This is a genomic window from Streptomyces sp. NBC_01264, from assembly GCF_026340675.1.
Taxonomy (GTDB): domain Bacteria; phylum Actinomycetota; class Actinomycetes; order Streptomycetales; family Streptomycetaceae; genus Streptomyces.
The window spans coordinates 6,663,102-6,683,077 of sequence record NZ_JAPEOX010000001.1 but is presented as its reverse complement, the minus strand read 5'-3'; the positions used below and the strand labels follow the sequence as shown (position 1 = coordinate 6,683,077).

Below are 19,976 nucleotides of genomic sequence, written 5' to 3'. Positions count from 1 at the left end.
CCAGTCCGTTTTCCCCGCGCACAGTCTGCCGGGCCACCGGCCGGGAAGGTCTCGATGGGGGTGCGAGTTCCGATTTCCATTGACCCCGTCAACCGCACCACGGGAAACTGTGCCTCCATCAAATACTGGGCGCTGGGGGGAAATTGACCAGCCAGAATCTGCACATCGGGCCGGACGCGGCGGCGGATCGCTACCGTTTGCTCCGGTCCATCGGGCGCGGCGGGGAGGCCGTGCTCTATCTCGCGGAGATCGAGCTCGCGGGAGGATCCGAGCCCGTCGTCGTGAAGGTGCTCGACTCCAAGACCACGATCACCCCGGACGTCTTCGACCGGATCAGCCAGAAGTGGAACGAGCAGGCGGAACTGCTGCGCTTCGTCCACCGGCCGGGTGTCGTGGGCGTACGGGAGCACTTCGAGGGGCCGCCGATCCACCGGCCCGGGGAGTCCTCGACCCTGACCGGGCGGGCCCTGGTCCTGGTCATGAACCACGTCGACGGACTCGACCTGCGGGACTGGCGGGCCGAGCGCACCCTCGCCACGGCCGCCGAGCGGCGCGAAGTGATGCGCACGCTGGAGCAGTTGGCCGACGTACTGGACTGGCTGCACTCGGGGAAGGCGACCCCCTCCGGGCGTCAGGTGATCCACGGTGACCTGTCGCCGGGCAATGTCATGGTCGACGCGCACGGGCAGGCCACCCTGGTGGACTTCGGCCTCAGCAAGCTGACCGCCGACCACCAGACGGCGGAGGTGTGGTTCACCCAGGGCTACGCGGCGCCGGAGGTCTTCGAGGGGAAGCGGACCCCGGGCGCGGACCGGTACGCCTTCGGGGCCATCGCGTACTTCCTGCTGAGCGGGGAGTCCCCGCCCTCGACGCCGGAGCTGCTGGCGCAGGCCCTCGTACGGCTGCCGCAGTTCGCGGTGCTGGACGCGGAGCAGCGGGCGCGGATCGCCTCCATCTACGCCGCCGACCCGCTGAAGCGTCCGCTGAACCTGGCCGGCTGGATGAAGGACATCCGCCGTGCGGTGGTGTCCACCACCTCGTCCACCTCGCAGCGGGTAGTCCAGGACGCGGTGCCGTTGCCCCCGGCGGCTCCCCCGGTTCCGGCAGCGGCTCCGCCGAAGCCCGTGGCTCCGCCCCAGCAGCCCTCGCAGCCGCCCGCGGCGCCGGTGGTGGCTCCGGCCGTCCCGGCGGCCCCGCCCGCGGCTCCCCCGGCGCAGCCGGTGTACACCCCGGCGCCCACCGAGCCCGCGTACACGCCCCCGCCCACCGAGCCGGTGTACACCCCGCCGCCGGTCCAGGCGACCGTGCCGCAGGGGTACGGGCCGGCGCCCGCTGCCGCCTCACCCGCGGAACCGGCGCCCGCACCGCCGCCGCGCAAGAAGCGGCGGGCCCGGGTGGTGCTGGGGGCGCTGCTCGCCGTCCTGGTGGTGGCGGGCGGCGCCGTGGCCGGCGTGAAGCTGCTCGGGGACAAGAAGGACGCGGACGGCTCGAACACGGCTGCCAGCGGGGACAAGGCGGCCTCGTCCCCCGCGAACCCGGCTCCCACCCCCACCCCGACCCCGACACCGACACCGTCCGCATCCGAGTCCGAGTCCGTCGACCCGACGGCCCAGCCCACGGCGACCGGAACCCAGCCCCCGTCGGGGGTCGCGCCGGGCGTCAACGCGGCCGATCTGACCGTCATGAGCCCGGTGACGGACCTGGGCGGGTTCGAGGTCCGGCCGGCCAAGATCGACACCAAGGAGTACGGGGCGGCGTTCGTCGCCGAGCGCCGCTGCTACAGCGACACGTACACCGAGTTCGACCTCAACCGCGCCTGGAAGAAGCTCGACTTCATCGTGGGCATCGACGACGGCTCGACGAACGAGAAGGGCCGGATCAGCTTCTCCCTCGACGGCCAGCCCGCCGCCTTCTCCGAGCTCGTGCAACTGGGCAAGCCGATCACCCACACCCTTGAGGTGAGCGGCGCCCTGCGGCTGCGCATCAAGGTGGACAAGGGCTGCGACAACGGCACCGTCGTCATCGCCGCCCCCGTACTCAAGCGCTGAGACCGCGAAGGCCCCGTACCGGACGGATCCGGTACGGGGCCTTCGCGCACGCCGATCGCGCGAACTACTCGGAGACGCCCAGGCGCTCCAGGATGAGCTCCTTGACGCGGGCCGCGTCGGCCTGGCCGCGGGTGGTCTTCATGACCGCTCCGACCAGCGCGCCGACGGCGGCGACCTTGCCGCCGCGGATCTTGTCGGCGATGCCCGCGTTGCCCGCGATGGCCTCGTCCACGGCCGCGCCGAGCGCGCCCTCGTCCGAGACGACCTTCAGGCCGCGCTTCTCGACGACCTCGTCCGGGGTGCCCTCGCCGGCGAGGACGCCTTCGAGGACCTGGCGGGCCAGCTTGTCGTTGAGCTCACCGGCCGCCACCAGGGCCGCGACGCGCGCGACCTGGACGGGGGTGATGGGCAGCTCGTCGACGACGACGCCCTGCTCGTTGGCGTTGCGCGCCAGCTCGCCCATCCACCACTTGCGGGCGGCCGTGGAGTCGGCGCCGGCCTCGATGGTGGCGACGATGGAGTCCACCGCGCCCGCGTTGAGGATCGACTGCATGTCGTGCTCGTTGATCCCCCACTCCTCCAGGAGGCGGTTGCGGCGCACGCGCGGCATCTCCGGCAGACCGGAGCGCAGCTCCTCGACCCAGGTGCGGGCCGGGGCGATCGGGACCAGGTCGGGCTCCGGGAAGTACCGGTAGTCCTCGGCGTTGTCCTTGATGCGGCCGGCCGTGGTGGAGCCGTCCTCCTCGTGGAAGTGCCGGGTCTCCTGCACGATCGAGCCGCCCGACGAGAGCACCGCCGCGTGGCGCTGGATCTCGAAGCGAGCCGCGCGCTCGACGGAGCGCAGCGAGTTGACGTTCTTCGTCTCGCTGCGGGTGCCGAACTCGGACTCGGGGGTGGGGCGCAGCGACAGGTTGACGTCGCAGCGCATCTGGCCCTTGTCCATGCGGGCCTCGGAGACGCCGAGCGCCTTGATGACCTCGCGCAGCTCGGCGACGTACGCCTTGGCCACCTCGGGGGCGCGCTCGCCGGCGCCCTCGATCGGCTTGGTGACGATCTCGATGAGCGGGATGCCGGCGCGGTTGTAGTCCAGCAGGGAGTGGGACGCGCCGTGGATACGGCCGGTGGCGCCGCCGACGTGCAGCGACTTGCCGGTGTCCTCCTCCATGTGGGCGCGCTCGATCTCCACGCGGAAGATCTCGCCGTCCTCCAGCTGCACGTCGAGGAAGCCGTTGAAGGCGATCGGCTCGTCGTACTGGGAGGTCTGGAAGTTCTTCGGCATGTCCGGGTAGAAGTAGTTCTTCCGGGCGAAGCGGCACCACTCGGCGATCTCGCAGTTCAGCGCGAGACCGATCTTGATAGCGGACTCGATGCCGATCTCGTTGACGACCGGCAGCGCGCCGGGCAGGCCGAGACAGACCGGGCAGGTCTGCGAGTTGGGCTCGGCGCCCAGCTCGGTCGAGCAGCCGCAGAACATCTTGGTCTTCGTGCCGAGCTCGACATGGACCTCGAGGCCCATGACGGGGTCGTACGACGCGAGGGCGTCCTCGTACGACAGCAGTTCAATGGCAGTCACAGTGGAAATTCCCTCTCAGCCCAGCAGGACGTCGTCGTCGCCGAGACGCTTCAGCTCGCGGTACAGGATCGCGAGGCCGGTGACGATGGCGGCGGCCGACACGACGGCGTCGATCAGCTTCAGCGTGTCGTGCTCGCTGCGGGCTTTCCTGGCCTGCTTGACGACGCTGAGGGCACCGAACGCGGTGGTGCCGATCGACAGGTACGTACCGGACTTGGACTTCCTGAAGCCCTTGGCCTTGGACAGCGCACTCGTATTGGAACTCACAGCGACGGAGCCTCCTCAAGCAGCGGGTGGCCCCAGCGCTCGACGAAGGCGGCCTCGACTGCGGCACCCACCTTGTACAGGCGGTCGTCCTTCATCGCCGGGGCGATGATCTGGAGCCCGACCGGCAGACCGTCCTCCGGGGCCAGGCCGCAGGGCAGCGACATGGCGGAGTTGCCGGCCAGGTTGGTCGGGATGGTGCACAGGTCCGCGAGGTACATCGCCAGCGGGTCGTCGGTGCGCTCACCGATCGCGAAGGCGGTGGTGGGCGTGGTCGGGGAGACGATCACGTCGACCTGCTCGAAGGCCTTCTCGAAGTCCCGCGTGATGAGCGTGCGGACCTTCTGGGCGGAGCCGTAGTACGCGTCGTAGTAGCCGGAGCTGAGCGCGTACGTGCCGAGGATGACGCGGCGCTTGACCTCGTCGCCGAAACCGGCTTCGCGGGTCAGGGCGGTGACGTCCTCGGCGGACTTGGTGCCGTCGTCGCCGACGCGCAGGCCGTAGCGCATGGCGTCGAAGCGGGCCAGGTTGGAGGAGCACTCGGACGGCGCGATGAGGTAGTACGCGGCCATCGCGAGGTCGAAGGACGGGCAGTCCAGCTCCACGATCTCGGCGCCGAGCTCCTTGAGGAGGGCGACGGACTCGTTGAACCGCTGGACGACGCCGGCCTGGTAGCCCTCGCCGGCGAACTGCTTGACGACACCGACGCGCATGCCGGCGACGGAGCCGCTCAGGGCCGCCTCGACGACCGGCGGGACCGGGGCGTCGATGGACGTGGAGTCCATCGGGTCGTGGCCGGCGATGACCTCGTGGAGGAGGGCCGCGTCCAGGACCGTACGGGCGCAGGGACCGCCCTGGTCGAGGGAGGAGGAGAAGGCCACCATGCCGTAGCGGGAGACGCCGCCGTAGGTGGGCTTCACGCCGACGGTGCCGGTGAGGGCGGCGGGCTGGCGGATGGAACCGCCGGTGTCCGTGCCGATGGCCAGCGGCGCCTGGAACGCGGCCAGCGCGGCCGCGGAGCCGCCGCCGGAGCCGCCGGGGACCCGCGAGAGGTCCCAGGGGTTGCCGGTGGGCCCGTAAGCGCTGTTCTCCGTCGACGACCCCATGGCGAACTCGTCCATGTTGGTCTTGCCGAGGATGACGACGTCGGCTTCCTTCAGCTTGCGCGTCAGGGTGGCGTCGTACGGCGGGATCCAGCCTTCGAGGATCTTCGAACCGACGGTGGTGGGGATCCCGACGGTGGTGAAGATGTCCTTGAGCGCGAGCGGTACGCCGGCCAGCGGGCCGAGCTCCTCGCCGCGCGCACGCTTGGCGTCGACGGCGGCCGCCTGGGCCAGCGCGCCCTCGCGGTCGACGTGCAGGAAGGCGTGGACCTTCTCGTCGGTCGCCCCGATACGGGCCAGGTGGGCCTCGGTGACCTCGACGGCCGTGAGCTCGCCGGAGGCGATCTTCTCGGCGGTCTGGGCGGCCGTGAGCTTGATGATGTTGATGTCAGCCATGGTGATTAGTCCTCCCCCAGGATCTGCGGCACCTTGAAACGCTGCTGCTCCTGGGCGGGAGCGCCGGAAAGCGCCTGCTCGGGGGTGAGCGACGGACGGACCTCGTCCGCGCGCATGACGTTCGTCAGCGGCAGCGGGTGGGAGGTCGGCGGGACGTCTTGGTCGGCGACCTCGGAAACGCGGGCGACCGCGCCGATGATGTCGTCGAGCTGTCCAGCGAAGTGGTCGAGCTCTTCGCTCTTCAGCTCCAGACGTGCCAGCCGAGCGAGGTGGGCGACCTCCTCGCGCGTGATGCCAGGCATGCAGCGATCCTCTGGGGGTTCGGGTGTGTAGGTTTCGGCCCCAATCCTATGGGGCCCCGCCCCTGCCCGGCGCCCCGGTTTCCCCCCGGGGCGGTACGAAGCCCCCACGCGGGCCGATTTCCGCCGCGCGGCGAGGCTGTCCGCAGCCCGCCCCGGCTCGGGTTCCGCTGCGCGGGGCGGAGTTCCCCACTGCGACCCTTGCCGCTGCGCTGGGCGGAGTTCCCCTACCCGCCCTTCCACCGTTCCCCGGGCGCTGCCCGGACCCCGAAAGACCCTGGGGCTCCGCCCCAGACCCCGGTCCTCAAACGCCGGACGGCTGAAATGGCGCTCCGCGCCATCCAGCCCACACCGGCCACATCCAGCCCCTCCGGCGTTTGTCGAGGGTGATCGGCTGGACCGTGAGGGACGGGTCCATCCGCCGCGGGTCGAGCGCCGCCTCCGGCTGCTGGCTCGGGCCGTGCGTGATCCCGCCCGCGCGGAAGACCGACGGCGGATCGCCCGGCACGGGCACGTGCACCGCCGGTGCCTCCACCTACCTCACGGGGCCTGCGCCGCCGCCGCGGACGCCGCCTCCGCCGCGAGCTCCGCCGTGATGTCCGCCGGCCGCCGCCAGCCGCGCTCGCCGCGGGCCAGCAGCCAGGCCGTGGCCTCCTGGGGAGGCATCGCGGCGGCGACCAGCCAGCCCTGGACGGCGTCGCAGCCGAGGTCGCGCAGGCGCTCCCACGTCTCGTCGTCCTCGACGCCCTCCGCGACGACCAGCAGGCCCAAGGAGTGTGCGAGGTCCACCGTGCAGCGGACGATCTCCGCGTCCTGGGCGTCCACCGCGAGGCGGGCCACGAAGGAGCGGTCGATCTTGAGCTCGCTGACGGGCAGCCGCCGCAGGTGGACGAGGGAGGAGTAGCCCGTACCGAAGTCGTCCAGGGACATCTTCACGCCGTGCCCGGTCAGCCCGGCCATGGTGTCGGCGGCCCGCTGCGGGTCCTCCAGCAGGACGTGTTCCGTTATCTCCAGCTGGAGCCCGCTCGCCGGGACCCCGTGCCGGGCGAGGCGCGCGGCCACGGCGCCCGCGAAGCCGGGGGTGTGGACGTCGCGCGGCGACACGTTGACGGCGACCGGGACCTTGAGGCCCTGGGCCCGCCAGCGGGCGACCTGCGCGAGCGCGGTCTCCAGTACGTACTCCGTCAGGTGCGGCATCAACCCGGAGGTCTCCGCGATCGCGATGAACTCGTCCGGCGGGACCCGCCCGCGTTCCGGGTGCACCCAGCGCACCAGTGCTTCCAGCCCGGCCACCTTGCCGTCGAAGCGGACCTTCGGCTGGTAGTGCAGCTCCACCTCGCCCGCGTCCAGCGCCCTGCGCAGGTCGCCCAGCAGGCCGAGCCGGTCGGGGGTGTTGCTGTCGCGCTTGGACTCGTACACCTCGACCCCGGTGCGGTCCCGCTTCGCCTGGTACATGGCGACGTCGGCGCGGCGCAGCAGTCCCTCCGCGTCCAGTGCGTGGTCGGGGAAGACGGCGAGGCCGGCGCTGGCCTCCAGGACCAGGGTCAGGCCGTCCAGGTCGAGGGGGGAGCTGAGTTCGGCGACGAGGTGGCGGGCGATCCGCTGGGCGCTGGTGGTGGAGTCGGCGACGGGGAGGAGGACGGCGAACTCGTCTCCGCCCAGGCGGGCCGCCTCGGCGTCCGGGGGCAGGGCCTGGCGCAGCCGGTCCGCTATCTGCAGGAGGAGCCGGTCGCCGGCCAGGTGGCCGAGGGTGTCGTTGACCGCGCGGAAGCGGTCCAGGTCGATCAGGACCAGGGCCGCCCGGTTGCCGGAACGTTCGGCCTGGTCGAGCGCGCTCCAGGCGCGCTCCAGTAGCCACTGGCGGTTCGGCAGCCCGGTGAGCGGGTCCCGCAGCTGCTCCTCGGCGCGGGCGCGGGCGATCCACAGCGTGGAGTCCAGGGCGATCAGCGGTACGGCGAACAGCGGCAGCAGCACCGGCTGCGATTCGGCGACCACGCAGATCAGCGGGGCGATGCCGAGGAGCGCGACGGCGACCAGCGCCTGGCGCAGCAGCGCGGTACGGGCGACCGTGGGCAGTCCCCCGCCGCTCGGGGCGAGGGCGAGCCACAGCAGGACCCGGGTGACGAGCAGGTAGGCGAGCGCGACGAGGACGACTTCGGGTACCGCGTCGAGCTCCCAGCCGGTGGGCCGCCACGGGGCCTCGACGGAGGGCGACTCGCCGAACGCGGCGAGGACGAGGGCGCCCGCGCCGATGCCGAGGATGTCGGTGGCTCCGTGCAGCAGGCCCTGGCGCCAGCGGTGCCTGCGGGCGGCGCCGACCAGGGAGACCACGGCGAGGGAGACCAGGCCGGCGGGGACCCATCCGTAGAGGATGAGGACGCCGAGGGTGAGGGCCGCGCCCGATCCGGTGCCGCCCCACCACCGGTCGCGGCCGAGGGCGACGAGGTGGCCGACGATGATGCCGGTGAGCAGGGCGAGCGCCCAGCCGACCGGGCCGCCGGGGAACAGGGCGTGACGGCCGGTCAGCGCGAAGACGACGCCGACGCCCAGCACGACGGCGGCGAGCGTGACGATGGCGAAGGGCAGCACCGCGTTCCGGTCCGCCCCGCCCGCGCCCACTCCGGTGTCGAGTGGTCGCGATTGCGGTGTCCTGGAACCCAGGACACCGAGCCGGCCCGTCCGCATGGACGGGAACTCCCCGCCGAAATCTGGTGACGGGTCGGCGCTTTCGGTGGGTTTCATGCCCGTCCCTCTCACAGCCGGCGATGCCGATGCCACGCGATGGCCCCGATGTCATGCCATCACGGCTGGAAGCGCGTCAAGCAGCCGTGCACGACAGGCGCACCCCACAACAGTAGGACGCGGGAGGCGCCCAGGGGCAGCGGTCGGCGGCGGTTGCCCGAATACGACCCAGCCATCCTCATCAGTACGGTATCCGCCGAACGGGTGAGTTTGGACCAGGCCCCTGGCCGCCCGTCCGATGATCCGACAGGCCGCGGGCCCACCACCAGCCTTGTACCGGCCTCGCGGGGACCCGGTACCGGCCGCGGCCCACCGGGTCCCACCGCCGGCCGCGCCCGGCGCGCGCCCGCTCGTACGGCCGCACGCCACGCATCCGTTCGCCTTCGCTACTCCGCCGCGGAGTCGCCGTCCAACGGGAGCGCCGCCTCGCGCGCCGCGTCGGGGCCCTCCTCCAACAGGACGGCGAATCCGGCGTCGTTGAGGACGGAGAGCTTCAGCTGCACGGCCTTGTCGTACTTCGAGCCGGGGTTGTCGCCGACCACGACGAAGGAGGTCTTCTTCGAGACGGACCCGGTCACCTTGGCGCCGCGGCTCTGCAGGGCCTCCTTCGCACCGTCGCGCGTGTGGCTCTGCAAAGTTCCGGTGACGACGACGGTCAGCCCCTCCAGCGGGCGCGGCCCCTCGTCCTCGCCGGAACCTTCCTCCTCCATCCGGACGCCGGCCGCCCGCCACTTGCGCAGGATCTCCTGGTGCCAGTCGACGGCGAACCATTCCTTGAGGGAGGCCGCGATGATCGCGCCGACGCCGTCGGTGGCGGCCAGTTCCTCCTCGGTCGCCTGCTCGATCCGCTCGATGGAGCGGAACTCCCGGGCCAGCGCCTCCGCGGCGACCGGGCCGACGTGCCGGATCGACAGGCCGTTGATGATGCGGGCCAGGGGGCGGTCCTTGGCGGCCGCGATGTTCTCCAGCATCGACAGGGCGTTCTTCTTCGGCTCGCCCTTCTGGTTGGCGAAGACCGTGACGATCTTCTCCTCGCCCGTCTTGGGGTCCCGCTTGGGCAGCCCGCTGTCCGGGTCGACCACGTACGCCTTGATGGGCAGGAGCTGCTCGATGGTGAGGTCGAAGAGGTCGCCCTCGTCCCGCAGCGGCGGTTCGGCCGGCTCCAGCGGGTGGGTGAGCGCGGCCGCGGCCACCGCGCCGAAGTTCTCGATGTCCAGGGACTGGCGGCCGCCGAGGTAGAAGAGCCGCTCGCGCAACTGCGCGGGACACGTCTGCCCGTTGGGACAGCGCAGGTCGATGTCCCCCTCCTTCATCGGCCGCAGCTTCGTCCCGCACTCCGGGCACTCGGCGGGCATGACGAACTCCCGCTCGCTGCCGTCCCGCAGGTCGACCACCGGTCCGAGGATCTCGGGGATGACGTCGCCGGCCTTGCGCAGCACGACCGTGTCCCCGATGAGCACGCCCTTGGCCTTGACGACCTCCTGGTTGTGCAGGGTGGCGAACTCCACCTCGGAGCCCGCCACCGTCACCGGTTCCACCTGGGCGTACGGGGTCACGCGTCCGGTGCGGCCCACGCCGACCTTGATGTCGATCAGCTTGGAGTTGACCTCTTCGGGCGCGTACTTCCAGGCGATGGCCCAGCGCGGGGCGCGCGCGGTGGACCCGAGCCGGCCCTGGAGGGCGATCTCGTCGAGCTTGACGACGACGCCGTCGATCTCGTGCTCCACCGAGTGGCGGTTCTCGCCGAAGTACGCGATGAACTCCCGGACCTCGGCGAGCGTGGACACCACCTTGTTGTGCTGGGCGGTGGGCAGGCCCCACTCGTGCAGCAGCTCGTACGCCTGCGACTGGTTCTCGATCTCGAAGCCCTCGCGGGCGCCGATGCCGTGCACGACCATGTGCAGCGGGCGGCTCGCGGTGACCTTCGGGTCCTTCTGGCGCAGCGAACCGGCCGCCGCGTTGCGCGGGTTAGCGAAGGGCTTGCCCTCGGCCTCGACGAGCCGGGCGTTGAGCTCCTCGAACTTCTCCATCGGGAAGTAGACCTCGCCGCGGATCTCGACCAGGGCGGGGATCCGGTCGCCCTTCAGCCGGTCGGGGATGTCGGCGATGGTGCGCACGTTGGGCGTGATGTCCTCGCCCGTGCGGCCGTCGCCGCGGGTGGCGGCGCGGGTCAGGCGGCCGTTCTCGTAGGTGAGGTTGACGGCGAGGCCGTCCACCTTGAGCTCGCACAGGTAGTGGTAGTCGGAGGTGTTGGCGTCCCGGGCCACGCGTTCGGCCCAGGCCGCCAGTTCCTCGTCGTCGAAGGCGTTGTCGAGGGAGAGCATCCGCTCGCGGTGTACCACGGAGGCGAAGTCCGTCTCGTACGCCCCGGCCACCTTCTGGGTGGGCGAATCGGGCGTGCGCAGCTCCGGGTACTGCTCCTCCAGCGCCTCCAGCGAGCGCAGCAGCGTGTCGAACTCGGCGTCGCTGACGACCGGCTGGTCGTTCACGTAGTACCGGAAGCGGTGCTCCTCGACCTGCTCGGCGATCAGCGCGTGCTGCTCGCGCAGTTCCGCCGGTACGGCCGATTCGCTGCCCTGCTTCTGTTCGGCTGCCATGCCGTGTCCTCCCGTGACCCGTCTCGATCCATCACTCAGGGTTGTCGGCGAGCGACCTCGCCGCCCTGACGCAGTGGGCCTGAACCGCCCGTGCGTAGGCGGGCGAAGCGCCCGCCAGACCGCACGCCGGGGTGACCACGACGGACTCCGCCAGAGTCCCCGGGGTCAGCCCCAGCCTGCGCCAGAGCTTCCTGACACCCATGACGCTACCGCCCGGGTCCGACAACGGGCCGTCGGTCCCGGGCACCACTCCGGCGAAGAGTTTCGTACCGGCTTCGACGGCTTCCCCGATGGCGTCATCCTCGCGCTCGGTGAGCAAGGAGAAATCGAACGACACGCCCGAGACCCCGGCGCGCCGCAGCAGACCGAAGGGCACCTCGGGGGCGCAGGAGTGGACGACGACCTCTCCGTCGTGGACGGCGAACAGCTCGCGCAGGGTCCCCTCGACGACCTGCCGGTCGACGGCGCGGTACGTGCGGTAGCCGCTGGCGGAGCGCACCCGCCCGAGCAGGACGGCGGTCAGCGAGGGCTCGTCGTACTGGAGGACGATCTCGGCGCCGGGGATCCGCTTGCGTACGTCGGCCAGGTGCTCGCGGACGCCCTCCGCGAGGGACCCGGCCAGGTCCCGGCAGGCCCCAGGGTCCTGGAGCATGGACTCGCCGCCGTGCATCTCCAGGGAGGCGGCCAGCGTCCACGGGCCGACGGCCTGGACCTTGAGCCGGCCCTCGTACCCCTGGGTGAACTCCTCCAGGGCGTCCAGGTCTTCGCCCAGCCAGGAGCGGGCCCGCTTGCTGTCGCGGCCGGGGCGGTCGCTGATCCGCCAGCCGCTGGGCTCGACGTGCGCGTACATGTCCACGAGCAGCCCGAGGGAGCGGCCGATCATGTCCGAGCCGGGGCCCCGGGCGGGCAGCTCGGCGAGGTACGGGAACTCTTCGAAGGAGCCGGTGACGGTCTTGGCGGCCTCGCGGGCGTCGCCGCCGGGGAGCGAGCCGACCCCGGTGGCTCCGCCGGTGCGGCTCGCGCTCATCGTCCGGGCCTGACGGTGAGGTCACTGACCACGGCGTCGCGGGGCAGGTCGACGGCCATCACGATGGTGGTCGCGACGGACTCGGCGTCGATCCAGTCGGCGGCGTCGTAGGACTCGCCCTCCTGCGAGCGGACCTTCATCTGCATGGGGGTGGCGGTGCGGCCGGGGTAGACGGAGGTGACGCGGATGCCGTTCTCCTTCTCCTCCGCCCGGAGCGAGTCCGCCAGCGCCCTGAGCCCGTGCTTGGAGGCGGCGTACGCGCTCCAGTCGGCGTGGGCGGCGAGCCCTGCGCCGGAGTTCACGAAGACGACGGTGGCGTGCGAGGCCCGCAGGGTGGGGAGCAGGAGCCGGGTGACCTCGGCGGGGGCGATCAGGTTGACGTTGAGCTGCTGGTGCCAGGTCTTGGGGCGCAGCTCCCCCACCGGGCCGAGATCCACGATGCCGGCGATGTGCAGGAGGGAGTCGATCCGCTCCGGGACGGCCTGCTTGGAGAAGGCCCACGACAGCCGGTCGGGGTCGGCGAGGTCCCCGACGAGCGCGCTCGAGCCGGGGTAGCGGTCGGTGAGCTGCCGGGCGCGGGCGGCGTCGCGGGCGAGGAGGACGAGGTCGTCGCCGCGGGCGTGCAGGCGGTCCGCGACGGCTTTGCCGATGCCGGAGCCGGCGCCGGTGATGAGGTGAGTGGCCATGCCTCCCATGCTCGCAGGTGCCCCACCCCACCCACGCCGCACCCACGTACGCGGCCGGAGCCGCCGCCGCGGCTGCGGCGGCTGCGGCGGCGGCTGCGGCGGCGGCTGCGGCTGCGGCGGCGACTCAGGTCGCGGCTGCGGCTCAGGTCGTGGCACCCGGTGCGGCTCCGGCGGCGCGGGGCCGCCGGATCGGCCGACTGCCGTCAGAGGGCCTCGGCGTGGGCCCGGAGGATCGCCTCGCGTGCCTCCGCGGCACGGGCGGACCGGAGCGGCGGGGCCAGGCCCGGGCCGATCAGGGCCCGGGGAGCGGCGGCGCGGACCGCCGCACGGACGTCGCGCCGGGGTCCGGCCCAGCGGGCGAGGGCGGCGTCGCGCACCTCCGCCAGGGCCGCCGCCCGGTCCGGCTCCCGCAGGGCCACCGCCGGAGCCCGCCGCACGTGCTCCGCCCAGCGGTCCTCCCAGAACTCCACGGTCCACCCCGGCCAGAGCCCGGCCACCTCCGGCAGCCCGGGCTGCCGGGTCGTGTGCCACCACCCCACCCGCCGCAGCCGCGGGTCCACGTGGAGCCCGCCCTCGCAGGCACCCGCGTACTCCGCGTGCTCCGGCTCCCCCGCCAGCCGGTCCAGCAGGGCCGGGCCCTCGTCCACCGGGTGGTCGCCGACCATCCCCAGCACGTGGCAGCGCCCGCCCACCGTGACGACCAGCACCGACGGGTCGGGCTCGGCGAGCTCCGGATCGCCCGGCTCCAGCACCGGGCTGGCGGTCGCCCTGCCCGGGTACGTGCAGGGCTCGGCCCCGACGTACGCGCGCAGGCCGCGCTGGCCGTCGTAGAGCCAGCGCACCCGCCAGCCCGGCCAGGCGAGCCGCAGCAGGTCCAGGGCCGCCGCGCGGGTGCGCGTGGAGGCGAAGACGCCCTCCCAGGCGAACACCAGCAGGACCTTCGCGTCCCCGTCGACGAGCGCGCCCGCTTCGCACGCGTCGTCGTCGTACCAGGACCCGCTCGCCTCCGCGTGGGCCTCGGCGAACGGCACGAACGCCCGCGGCCCGGCGAGGAGGTCGAGGTCCAGGCCGACCGCGCCGAAGGAGGACTGGTAGCGCCGGCGGTCGACGAGGAAGGTGGCGTGGTTCGACACCGTCAGAGGCCCGCGGCTTCGCGGAGGGCGGCCGCGGTCTTCGAGGCGTCGTAGTCCGCGGGGACGCCGTCGACCAGGATGATGTCGCCCGCGATGTGATCGGCGCGCAGCGGGATCAGCGCCTGGTAGGCCTCCGACGCGTACCAACCCCGCGCGCGCTCGATGTCGGGGAAGCCGATCAGCACGATCGTGCCGGGCCAGGTGCCCTCCATGACCTCCACTTGGCGGCCGTGGACGAGGAAGCGGCCCTCGTAGGGGTCCATGGTGGCCTGGATCTCCCCGATGTAGCGGAGGATGTCCTCGTTCATGGTCTCGGGGCGTATGTGGCCGATGGCGTAGGCGGTCATCTCGGGCCTCTTCTTCCGTGCGGGATCGGCTGGTTGATCCGATCCTGCCCGCCGGTGACCCCGGAAGCGATTACCTCCGGGGTCATCGGCGGGCGGGCGGCGTCAGCCGGCCAGGTAGGCGCGCAGGACCGTCACCTGCGACCGGTTGCCCGAGCGGTCCGTGACGGTGCCGCGCAGGGAGACCGTGCCGCCCTTCGCGGGGGTGCGGACGTCCACCCTGCCGTGGTGGACGTGGAGCGGGCGCCAGGTGCGGCCCTCGTCGTACGAGACCTCAGCCCGGAGGGCGGCCCGGGCGTCGGCCGCCGGGCCCTGGACGGTGACCGGGAAGTTCACCGTGCGGCCCGCCGGCAGGGTGCCGTCCAGGGCCGGGCGGGCGTCGAAGCGGACCACCGAGACCGGGAGCGGGGTCGGTCCGGCCGTCTCCTTCGAGCGGAACCGCCAGGTGGCCGTGGTCTCGGAGGATGTGGCGGAGAGCTCCCGGCTCAGCCGGGCGGTCGTGGTGAGCTCGTAGGAGGCCTCGCCCGGCGGGACCGGGAAGGGGTCGCTCGACTCCAGCGGGGCCTCGCTGCGGCCCACCTCGACGCCGTCGCGGCGCAGCACGGTGCTGCCGGTGGCTTCGTAGAAGCCGCCCGCGTGGTTCGCTCCGTCGGCCAGGAGCGGTACGGAGCCCCCGATCGCGTTGCCTTCGCGCAGCACCCCGTGGGCGGCGTCGGTGCGGGGTGCGAAGACCGCCGTGTTGAAGCGCTCGCGGTAGGTGCGGCCGCCCGCGAAGGTGCGCCCGGGATCCGCCGCGTAGGCCGCCTCCTCGCGCGGGAAGCCGTTGTCGTCGTGGCCGGAGCTCTGGCTGAAGAGGAGGTCCCAGGTCGCCCCGTCCAGGGTGGAGACGTAGAGCGTGGCAGTGGCCGGCAGTGGCCGCCGGGCGGACATCGAGCTCCCGGAGCGGCTGCCCGGGAGGGCGCCCATCGCGACGACCGCGCCCTCCTTGCCCGGGGCGGAGGCGCCCTGGGCGACCACGAGGGCCGCCAGGTCGCGGGGCTTCAGCCGGCGGGTGTAGCCGGTGGCGAGGCTCCGTACGGGGCCGCCCAGCACCGCGTGGTACTCCGCTGAGGCGCCGTCCTGCCAGTGCACGTCCCACTGCTGGCGCAGCGTGCCGGCCGCGGGATCCGGGCCGAGCTGCCGGGTGCGGAAGCCGGTGAGGGAGTCGAGCCAGAAGCCGAAGTCGTACGAGGCCCCGCCCTCGCTCAGCGTGTAGGTGGGCATCACGAACTGGGCCTGCGCCGACTTCGAGGGGACCGTGATCTCCACGGGCCGGGTGGTGCGCGCGTCCAGGGTGACCGTGGTGTCGGCGGTGACGTCGAGCCGGGGCTGGACGATCCAGTCGGCGCCCCGGGTGAGGTCGAGCGGGTCGACGACGAGGGCGGCGTCGAGGAGGTAGCCGCCCTTGGGGACGCGCAGGGTGACGGTGCCGGAGGGGTCGTGCGCCTCGAAGCGGCGGCCCGCCGCGCCGTCCCGGACGCCCTGGACGGTGGTGGCGTGGTCCTTGGCCGGTTTCCCGTCGCGTCCGAGGTGGCGGAGCGTCAGGTCGTAGGACTCGGCCTCGCGTTCGGCCACGGCGGCCGTACGCACCCGCTGACCGCCGCCGGTCGCGGTGGCGGTGGTGTACGCGCTGTACGTGCCGTCCGCCGTTCCGCCGAGCCGGGTGTCCACGGTCAGCGTGGTCTCGGCGGTGCCGCCCGCCGGGACGGTGAGCTGCCCGGCGCCGAGGGTGAAGAAGCCCCCGGGCGCGGGCGCCCCGCCGGGGCCGGTGCCGGTCACGGCGAGGTCGAGGGTGACGGGCGCGGCGCCGAGATTGCGGTAGGTGATCTTCCGGCTCTGCGGGGTGTCGTCGGCGTGCGGCCAGGGCTGCATGTCGAAGGTCAGCGCCGGCTCCTGGGCGACCACGCTCTGACCCAGCGCGCCGTCGACGGCGATCCGGCCGGTGCCCTGCTGGTACGGGGTGTACGCGCCGCCCCTGGCGGAGCCGGTCAGCGCGCCCTTGAGCTCGGCGCCCTTCCAGTCGGGGTGCTGCTGCTTGAGCAGGGCCGCGGCGCCCGCGACGTGCGGGGTGGCCATGGAGGTGCCGGACATGGTCAGGTATCCGGCCGGGTCCTGGCCGTTCTCGCGGTCGATGACGCTGCCGGGGGCGGCGGCCGCGGTGATGTCGACGCCGGGCGCCGTGACGTCCGGCTTGACTCCGCCGTCGCCGAGGCGCGGGCCGGTGCTGGAGAAGGGGGCGAGGGCGTCCGCGTCGTCGACGGCGCCGACGGTGAGCGCGGCGCTCGCGCTGCCCGGGGACTGGATGCTGCCGGGGCCGCGGCGGCCGCTGTTGCCGGCGGCCACGGCGAACAGCACGCCCGTCTCGGCGCTGAGCCGGTTCACGGCCGCCTCGACGGGGTCGAGTTGCGGTGCGTCGGGGCCGCCGAGGCTGAGGTTGACGATGTCGGCGCCCTGGGCGACGGCCCATTCCATGCCCGCCAGGATCCCGGAGTCGTTGCCGGAGCCGCGGTCGTCCAGGACCTTGCCGTTCAGCAGTTTCGCGCCGGGCGCGACGCCCTTGAAGGCGCCGGCCGAGCGGGCGCCCGTACCGGCGGCGATGGAGGCGACGTGCGTGCCGTGGCCGAAGCGGTCCGCGGCGTCCTCGGAGCGGGAGAAGTTCTGTTCGGCGACCACCTGGCCCGCGAGGTCGGGGTGGGTGGCGTCGACGCCGGTGTCGAGCACGGCGATCTTGACTCCGGCGCCGTCGTACCCGGCGGCCCAGGCCCGGTCGGCGCCGATCTGCCGGGTGCTCCGGTCGAGGGTGGCGGTGCGCACGGCGTCGAGCCAGACCGTGGCGACGCCGGGGGCCGCGGCCCGGCCGCCCGCGTCCCCGCGGGGGTCGGTGAGCGCCTCCCAGAGGGCCGCGGCGTCCTTGGGGGCCGCGCTGACGGCCTCGGCGTCGAGGGTGGGGAAGGTCCGGGTGACCTGCGGTCCGCCGGTGGCCCGCAGGGCGGACCGGGCGGCGGTGGCGGGGCCCTCGTAGCCGACGATCAGCTGGAGCCGGCCGGAGGAGCGGGCCGCCAGGTACTCGGGGCGGCTCAGCTCGGTGATGTCGAAAAGGCGCGGGTCGAGCTTCCCGGCACGGATCAGCGCCTGGGCGTCGTACGGGACGACGCTGGTGTGGCCGTTCTCGGTGTGCACGGAGAACGGGATGTGCGCGCGGCCCGCGGCGCGTTCGAGGGAGACGGGTCTGCCGTCGGCGGCGAGGACGACGCGGTCGCCGGTGACGAGGGTGACGCGGGCGGTCGGGGCCGACGGGGCGGCGGACTTCGCGCCGGTCCCGCTGCCTGACGAGCCGGTCGCAGCGGCTAACGAGCCGATCGCGGGCGCCGCGGCGGCCGGGGTGGTCAGCCCCGCCGCGAGCGCGAGGGCGGCGGCCGCCGCGACCGAGGCCGCCGCCCCCGCCCTGGCGTGGTGGTTGCGCACGTGGTTCCCCCTGAGAGAAGAGTGCAGGAACCAGGCAGTATGCCGAGGGACTGACGGCCCATCAATGATGCGTACCAGTTGAGGAGTTGAGCTGGAAGGTATGGCGGTAGGCGATCGGGGAGACGCCGAGGGAGGCGCGCATGTGCTGGCGAAGGGAGTTCCCGGATCCGAAGCCGGAGCGGTGGGCGACGAGGTCGACCGCGAGATCGCTGGTCTCCAGCAAATGGCGCGCGACGTCCAGGCGTTGGGCGGTGAGCCATTGCACCGGGGTCATGCCGACCTCGTCACGGAAGCGCCGGGTGAAGGTGCGCAGGCTCATGCGGGCGTGCTCGGCGAGCTCGGCGAGGGCGATCGGTTCGGCGAGCCGCTCCAGGGCCCACGCCCTGGTGGCCGTGGTGGTGGCGACGGTGGGCTCGGGGACGGGCCGGTCGATGTACTGGGCCTGCCCGCCGTCGCGCCAGGGCGGTACGACGCACGTCCGGGCGGCCCGGTTGGTCACGGACGCCCCGTGGTCGCAACGGATCAGGTGCAGGCACAGGTCGACCCCGGCCGCGACCCCCGCGGAGGTCAGGACGTCGCCGTCGTCGACGAACAGGACGTCCTCGTCGACCTTGACCTTCGGGTAGGCCCGGCGGAACTCGGGGGCCAGGTTCCAGTGCGTGGTCGCGGGACGCCCGTCGAGGAGGCCCGCGGCGGCCAGCACGTAGGAGCCGGTGCAGATGGAGACCAGCCGGGTGCCGGGGCGGATGCCGGCGATCGCGGCGGCCACCTCGGGCGGCAGCGGGCCGCCGAGCGCCAGCTCGGGCATGGCGTGGGTGGGCGGGACGATCACGGTGTCGGCCTCGGCGAGCGCCTCGGGCCCGGCGGCGGGCTGGATGCCGAACCCCGCGTCACTGAGCACCGGGCCGCCGTCGGCCGTGCAGACGACGACCTCGTACAGGGCGGCCCCGGAATGGTCCACGGCACTGCCGAAGACCCGGGACGGAATGCCCAGCTCGAACGGGGGGACACCGGGCAGGGCCAGCACCGCGATCCGGTGCCGACGCGGATGCGGCGCGGGGCCGCCGGGCGAGGCCGCGCACGCCGACATCGGGACCTGCGGCGCCGCCGGGATCTCTGATGCCCCCGCTGTCCGCGATGCCCCGGTTGCCTGCGATGTCTGCGACGCCTTCATCATGGCCAGATTCTGTCACATGGTGGCCGGACGGCCAACACCGGCGGCCGCCTCGGTGCCCGAGTCTGGGACGTGTCGCCGGGGAAGACCCCGGCTTCGGAACGGGCCCGGCGCCGTGCAACGCCGTCGGACGGATTGAGGAGAACAGACATGCGCGCAATGGTCGTGAGCGAGTGGGGCGGCCCCGAGACCCTGGTCGAGCGGGAGATCGAGCGGCCGGAGCCGGGCCTGAACGAGATCCTGGTACGCGTCCACGCGGCCGGGGTCAACCCGGTCGACGCGAAGACCCGGGCCAGCGGCGCCCTGATCGCCTGGGGCGAGGTCCCGATCGTGGGCTGGGACGTCTCCGGCACCGTCGAGGCGGTCGGCCCCGGCGTGACGCTCTACCGCGCGGGCGACGAGGTGTTCGGGATGCCGGGCTTCCCGCGCCAGGCGGGCGGCTACGCCGAGTACGTGGTGGGCGCGGCCCGGCACTTCGCCCGCAAGCCCGCCTCGCTCGACCACGTACAGGCGGCCGCCCTGCCGCTGGCGGCGCTGACCGCCTGGCAGGCACTGGTGGACACGGCCCGGGTCACCCCCGGGCAGCGGGTGCTGGTGCACGCGGCGGCGGGGGGCGTCGGCCACCTGGCGGTGCAGATCGCCAAGGCGCGCGGCGCATACGTGATCGGCACCGCGAGCGAGGCCAAGCACGGCCTGCTGCGCGAACTGGGCGCCGACGAACTGATCGACTACCGCACGGCCGACTTCACCGAGGCGGTGTCGGACGTGGACGTGGTGATCGACTCCCTCGGCGGCGACGCCGGAGCACGCTCGCTGAAGGTCCTGAAGCCCGGCGGGCACCTGGTGACCCTGCCCTCCCCGGACGACGTGCCGGACGCCGGGGACGCCGACGGGGTCCACACCGGCTGGACCCTGGTCGAGCCCGACCACCGCGGCCTGGTGGAGATCGCGGCCCTGGTCGAGGAGGGCAGGCTGCGCCCGGTCATCGAGGCGGTGCTGCCGCTGTCCGAGGCCGCGAAGGCCCACGAGATCGTCGAGCGGGGCCGGACCACCGGCAAGATCGTCCTGACGGTGGTCTGAGCTCGG

14 protein-coding genes are annotated in these 19,976 nt (G+C 73.2%); 2 read left to right on the top strand and 12 right to left on the bottom strand.

Annotation, left to right across the window (positions count from 1 at the left end; genetic code table 11):
* Window positions 1-143 precede the first annotated feature (143 nt).
* Window positions 144-2,048 (top strand): protein kinase domain-containing protein, encoded by a 1,905-nt coding sequence (locus OG435_RS31340; protein ID WP_266881266.1) that lies wholly within the window; start codon window positions 144-146, stop codon window positions 2,046-2,048.
* A gap of 64 nt (window positions 2,049-2,112) precedes the next feature.
* Here OG435_RS31340 and gatB read toward each other — a convergent pair whose 3' ends face one another.
* The 12 genes from gatB to OG435_RS31280 form a co-directional block, all read right to left on the bottom strand.
* Window positions 2,113-3,621 carry an Asp-tRNA(Asn)/Glu-tRNA(Gln) amidotransferase subunit GatB gene (gene gatB / locus OG435_RS31335; RefSeq protein ID WP_266881265.1) on the bottom strand — a complete coding sequence of 503 codons (1,509 nt, stop codon included), beginning with the start codon at window positions 3,619-3,621 and terminating at the stop codon, window positions 2,113-2,115.
* Window positions 3,622-3,636: 15 nt separating this feature from the next.
* A complete protein-coding gene (locus OG435_RS31330; protein ID WP_266881264.1) occupies window positions 3,637-3,888 on the bottom strand; it encodes a hypothetical protein in 252 nt (83 codons plus the stop codon).
* A complete protein-coding gene (gene gatA / locus OG435_RS31325; RefSeq protein WP_430625725.1) occupies window positions 3,885-5,384 on the bottom strand; it encodes an Asp-tRNA(Asn)/Glu-tRNA(Gln) amidotransferase subunit GatA in 1,500 nt (499 codons plus the stop codon). The genes OG435_RS31330 and gatA overlap by 4 nt, the downstream gene beginning before the upstream one ends.
* Before the next feature lie 5 nt (window positions 5,385-5,389).
* Window positions 5,390-5,686 (bottom strand): Asp-tRNA(Asn)/Glu-tRNA(Gln) amidotransferase subunit GatC, encoded by a 297-nt coding sequence (gene gatC / locus OG435_RS31320; RefSeq protein ID WP_007266718.1) that lies wholly within the window; start codon window positions 5,684-5,686, stop codon window positions 5,390-5,392.
* Window positions 5,687-6,223: 537 nt separating this feature from the next.
* On the bottom strand, window positions 6,224-8,425 hold the full coding sequence (locus tag OG435_RS31315) for a bifunctional diguanylate cyclase/phosphodiesterase (RefSeq protein WP_266881263.1): 2,202 nt from the start codon (window positions 8,423-8,425) through the stop codon (window positions 6,224-6,226).
* Window positions 8,426-8,811: 386 nt separating this feature from the next.
* Complete coding sequence (ligA, locus tag OG435_RS31310) at window positions 8,812-11,022, bottom strand: NAD-dependent DNA ligase LigA (RefSeq protein ID WP_266881262.1); 2,211 nt, start codon at window positions 11,020-11,022, stop codon at window positions 8,812-8,814.
* A gap of 31 nt (window positions 11,023-11,053) precedes the next feature.
* Entirely contained in the window at window positions 11,054-12,049 is a 996-nt protein-coding gene (locus OG435_RS31305) for a methionine synthase (RefSeq protein WP_266881261.1), read from the bottom strand.
* Window positions 12,046-12,735, bottom strand: coding sequence for an SDR family oxidoreductase (locus OG435_RS31300; RefSeq protein WP_266881260.1), 690 nt, complete (start codon window positions 12,733-12,735; stop codon window positions 12,046-12,048). Before OG435_RS31300 ends, OG435_RS31305 begins: the two co-directional genes overlap by 4 nt.
* 203 nt (window positions 12,736-12,938) lie before the next feature.
* Window positions 12,939-13,868 carry a hypothetical protein gene (locus OG435_RS31295; RefSeq protein WP_266881259.1) on the bottom strand — a complete coding sequence of 310 codons (930 nt, stop codon included), beginning with the start codon at window positions 13,866-13,868 and terminating at the stop codon, window positions 12,939-12,941.
* A 2-nt stretch (window positions 13,869-13,870) separates the two neighbouring features.
* On the bottom strand, window positions 13,871-14,215 hold the full coding sequence (locus OG435_RS31290; RefSeq protein ID WP_266881258.1) for a DUF1330 domain-containing protein: 345 nt from the start codon (window positions 14,213-14,215) through the stop codon (window positions 13,871-13,873).
* Window positions 14,216-14,317: 102 nt separating this feature from the next.
* Window positions 14,318-17,716 (bottom strand): S8 family peptidase, encoded by a 3,399-nt coding sequence (locus tag OG435_RS31285; RefSeq protein WP_266881257.1) that lies wholly within the window; start codon window positions 17,714-17,716, stop codon window positions 14,318-14,320.
* A 61-nt stretch (window positions 17,717-17,777) separates the two neighbouring features.
* Window positions 17,778-18,806 (bottom strand): GlxA family transcriptional regulator, encoded by a 1,029-nt coding sequence (locus OG435_RS31280; protein WP_266882252.1) that lies wholly within the window; start codon window positions 18,804-18,806, stop codon window positions 17,778-17,780.
* A 234-nt stretch (window positions 18,807-19,040) separates the two neighbouring features.
* Here OG435_RS31280 and OG435_RS31275 point away from each other — a divergent pair, with 234 nt between their 5' ends.
* Window positions 19,041-19,970, top strand: coding sequence for an NADP-dependent oxidoreductase (locus OG435_RS31275; RefSeq protein WP_266881256.1), 930 nt, complete (start codon window positions 19,041-19,043; stop codon window positions 19,968-19,970).
* Window positions 19,971-19,976: the final 6 nt, after the last annotated feature.

What these genes read in the sequence shown, in the direction of transcription:
- gatC (WP_007266718.1), bottom strand. Translation starts at nt 5,686, where the DNA reads ATGCCTGGCATCACGCGCGAGGAGGTCGCCCACCTCGCTCGGCTGGCA.
- ligA (WP_266881262.1), bottom strand. Translation starts at nt 11,022, where the DNA reads ATGGCAGCCGAACAGAAGCAGGGCAGCGAATCGGCCGTACCGGCGGAA.
- OG435_RS31315 (WP_266881263.1), bottom strand. Translation starts at nt 8,425, where the DNA reads ATGAAACCCACCGAAAGCGCCGACCCGTCACCAGATTTCGGCGGGGAG.
- OG435_RS31290 (WP_266881258.1), bottom strand. Translation starts at nt 14,215, where the DNA reads ATGACCGCCTACGCCATCGGCCACATACGCCCCGAGACCATGAACGAG.
- gatA (WP_430625725.1), bottom strand. Translation starts at nt 5,384, where the DNA reads ATGGCTGACATCAACATCATCAAGCTCACGGCCGCCCAGACCGCCGAG.
- OG435_RS31300 (WP_266881260.1), bottom strand. Translation starts at nt 12,735, where the DNA reads ATGGCCACTCACCTCATCACCGGCGCCGGCTCCGGCATCGGCAAAGCC.
- OG435_RS31275 (WP_266881256.1), top strand. Translation starts at nt 19,041, where the DNA reads ATGCGCGCAATGGTCGTGAGCGAGTGGGGCGGCCCCGAGACCCTGGTC.
- OG435_RS31280 (WP_266882252.1), bottom strand. Translation starts at nt 18,806, where the DNA reads ATGTCGGCGTGCGCGGCCTCGCCCGGCGGCCCCGCGCCGCATCCGCGT.
- OG435_RS31305 (WP_266881261.1), bottom strand. Translation starts at nt 12,049, where the DNA reads ATGAGCGCGAGCCGCACCGGCGGAGCCACCGGGGTCGGCTCGCTCCCC.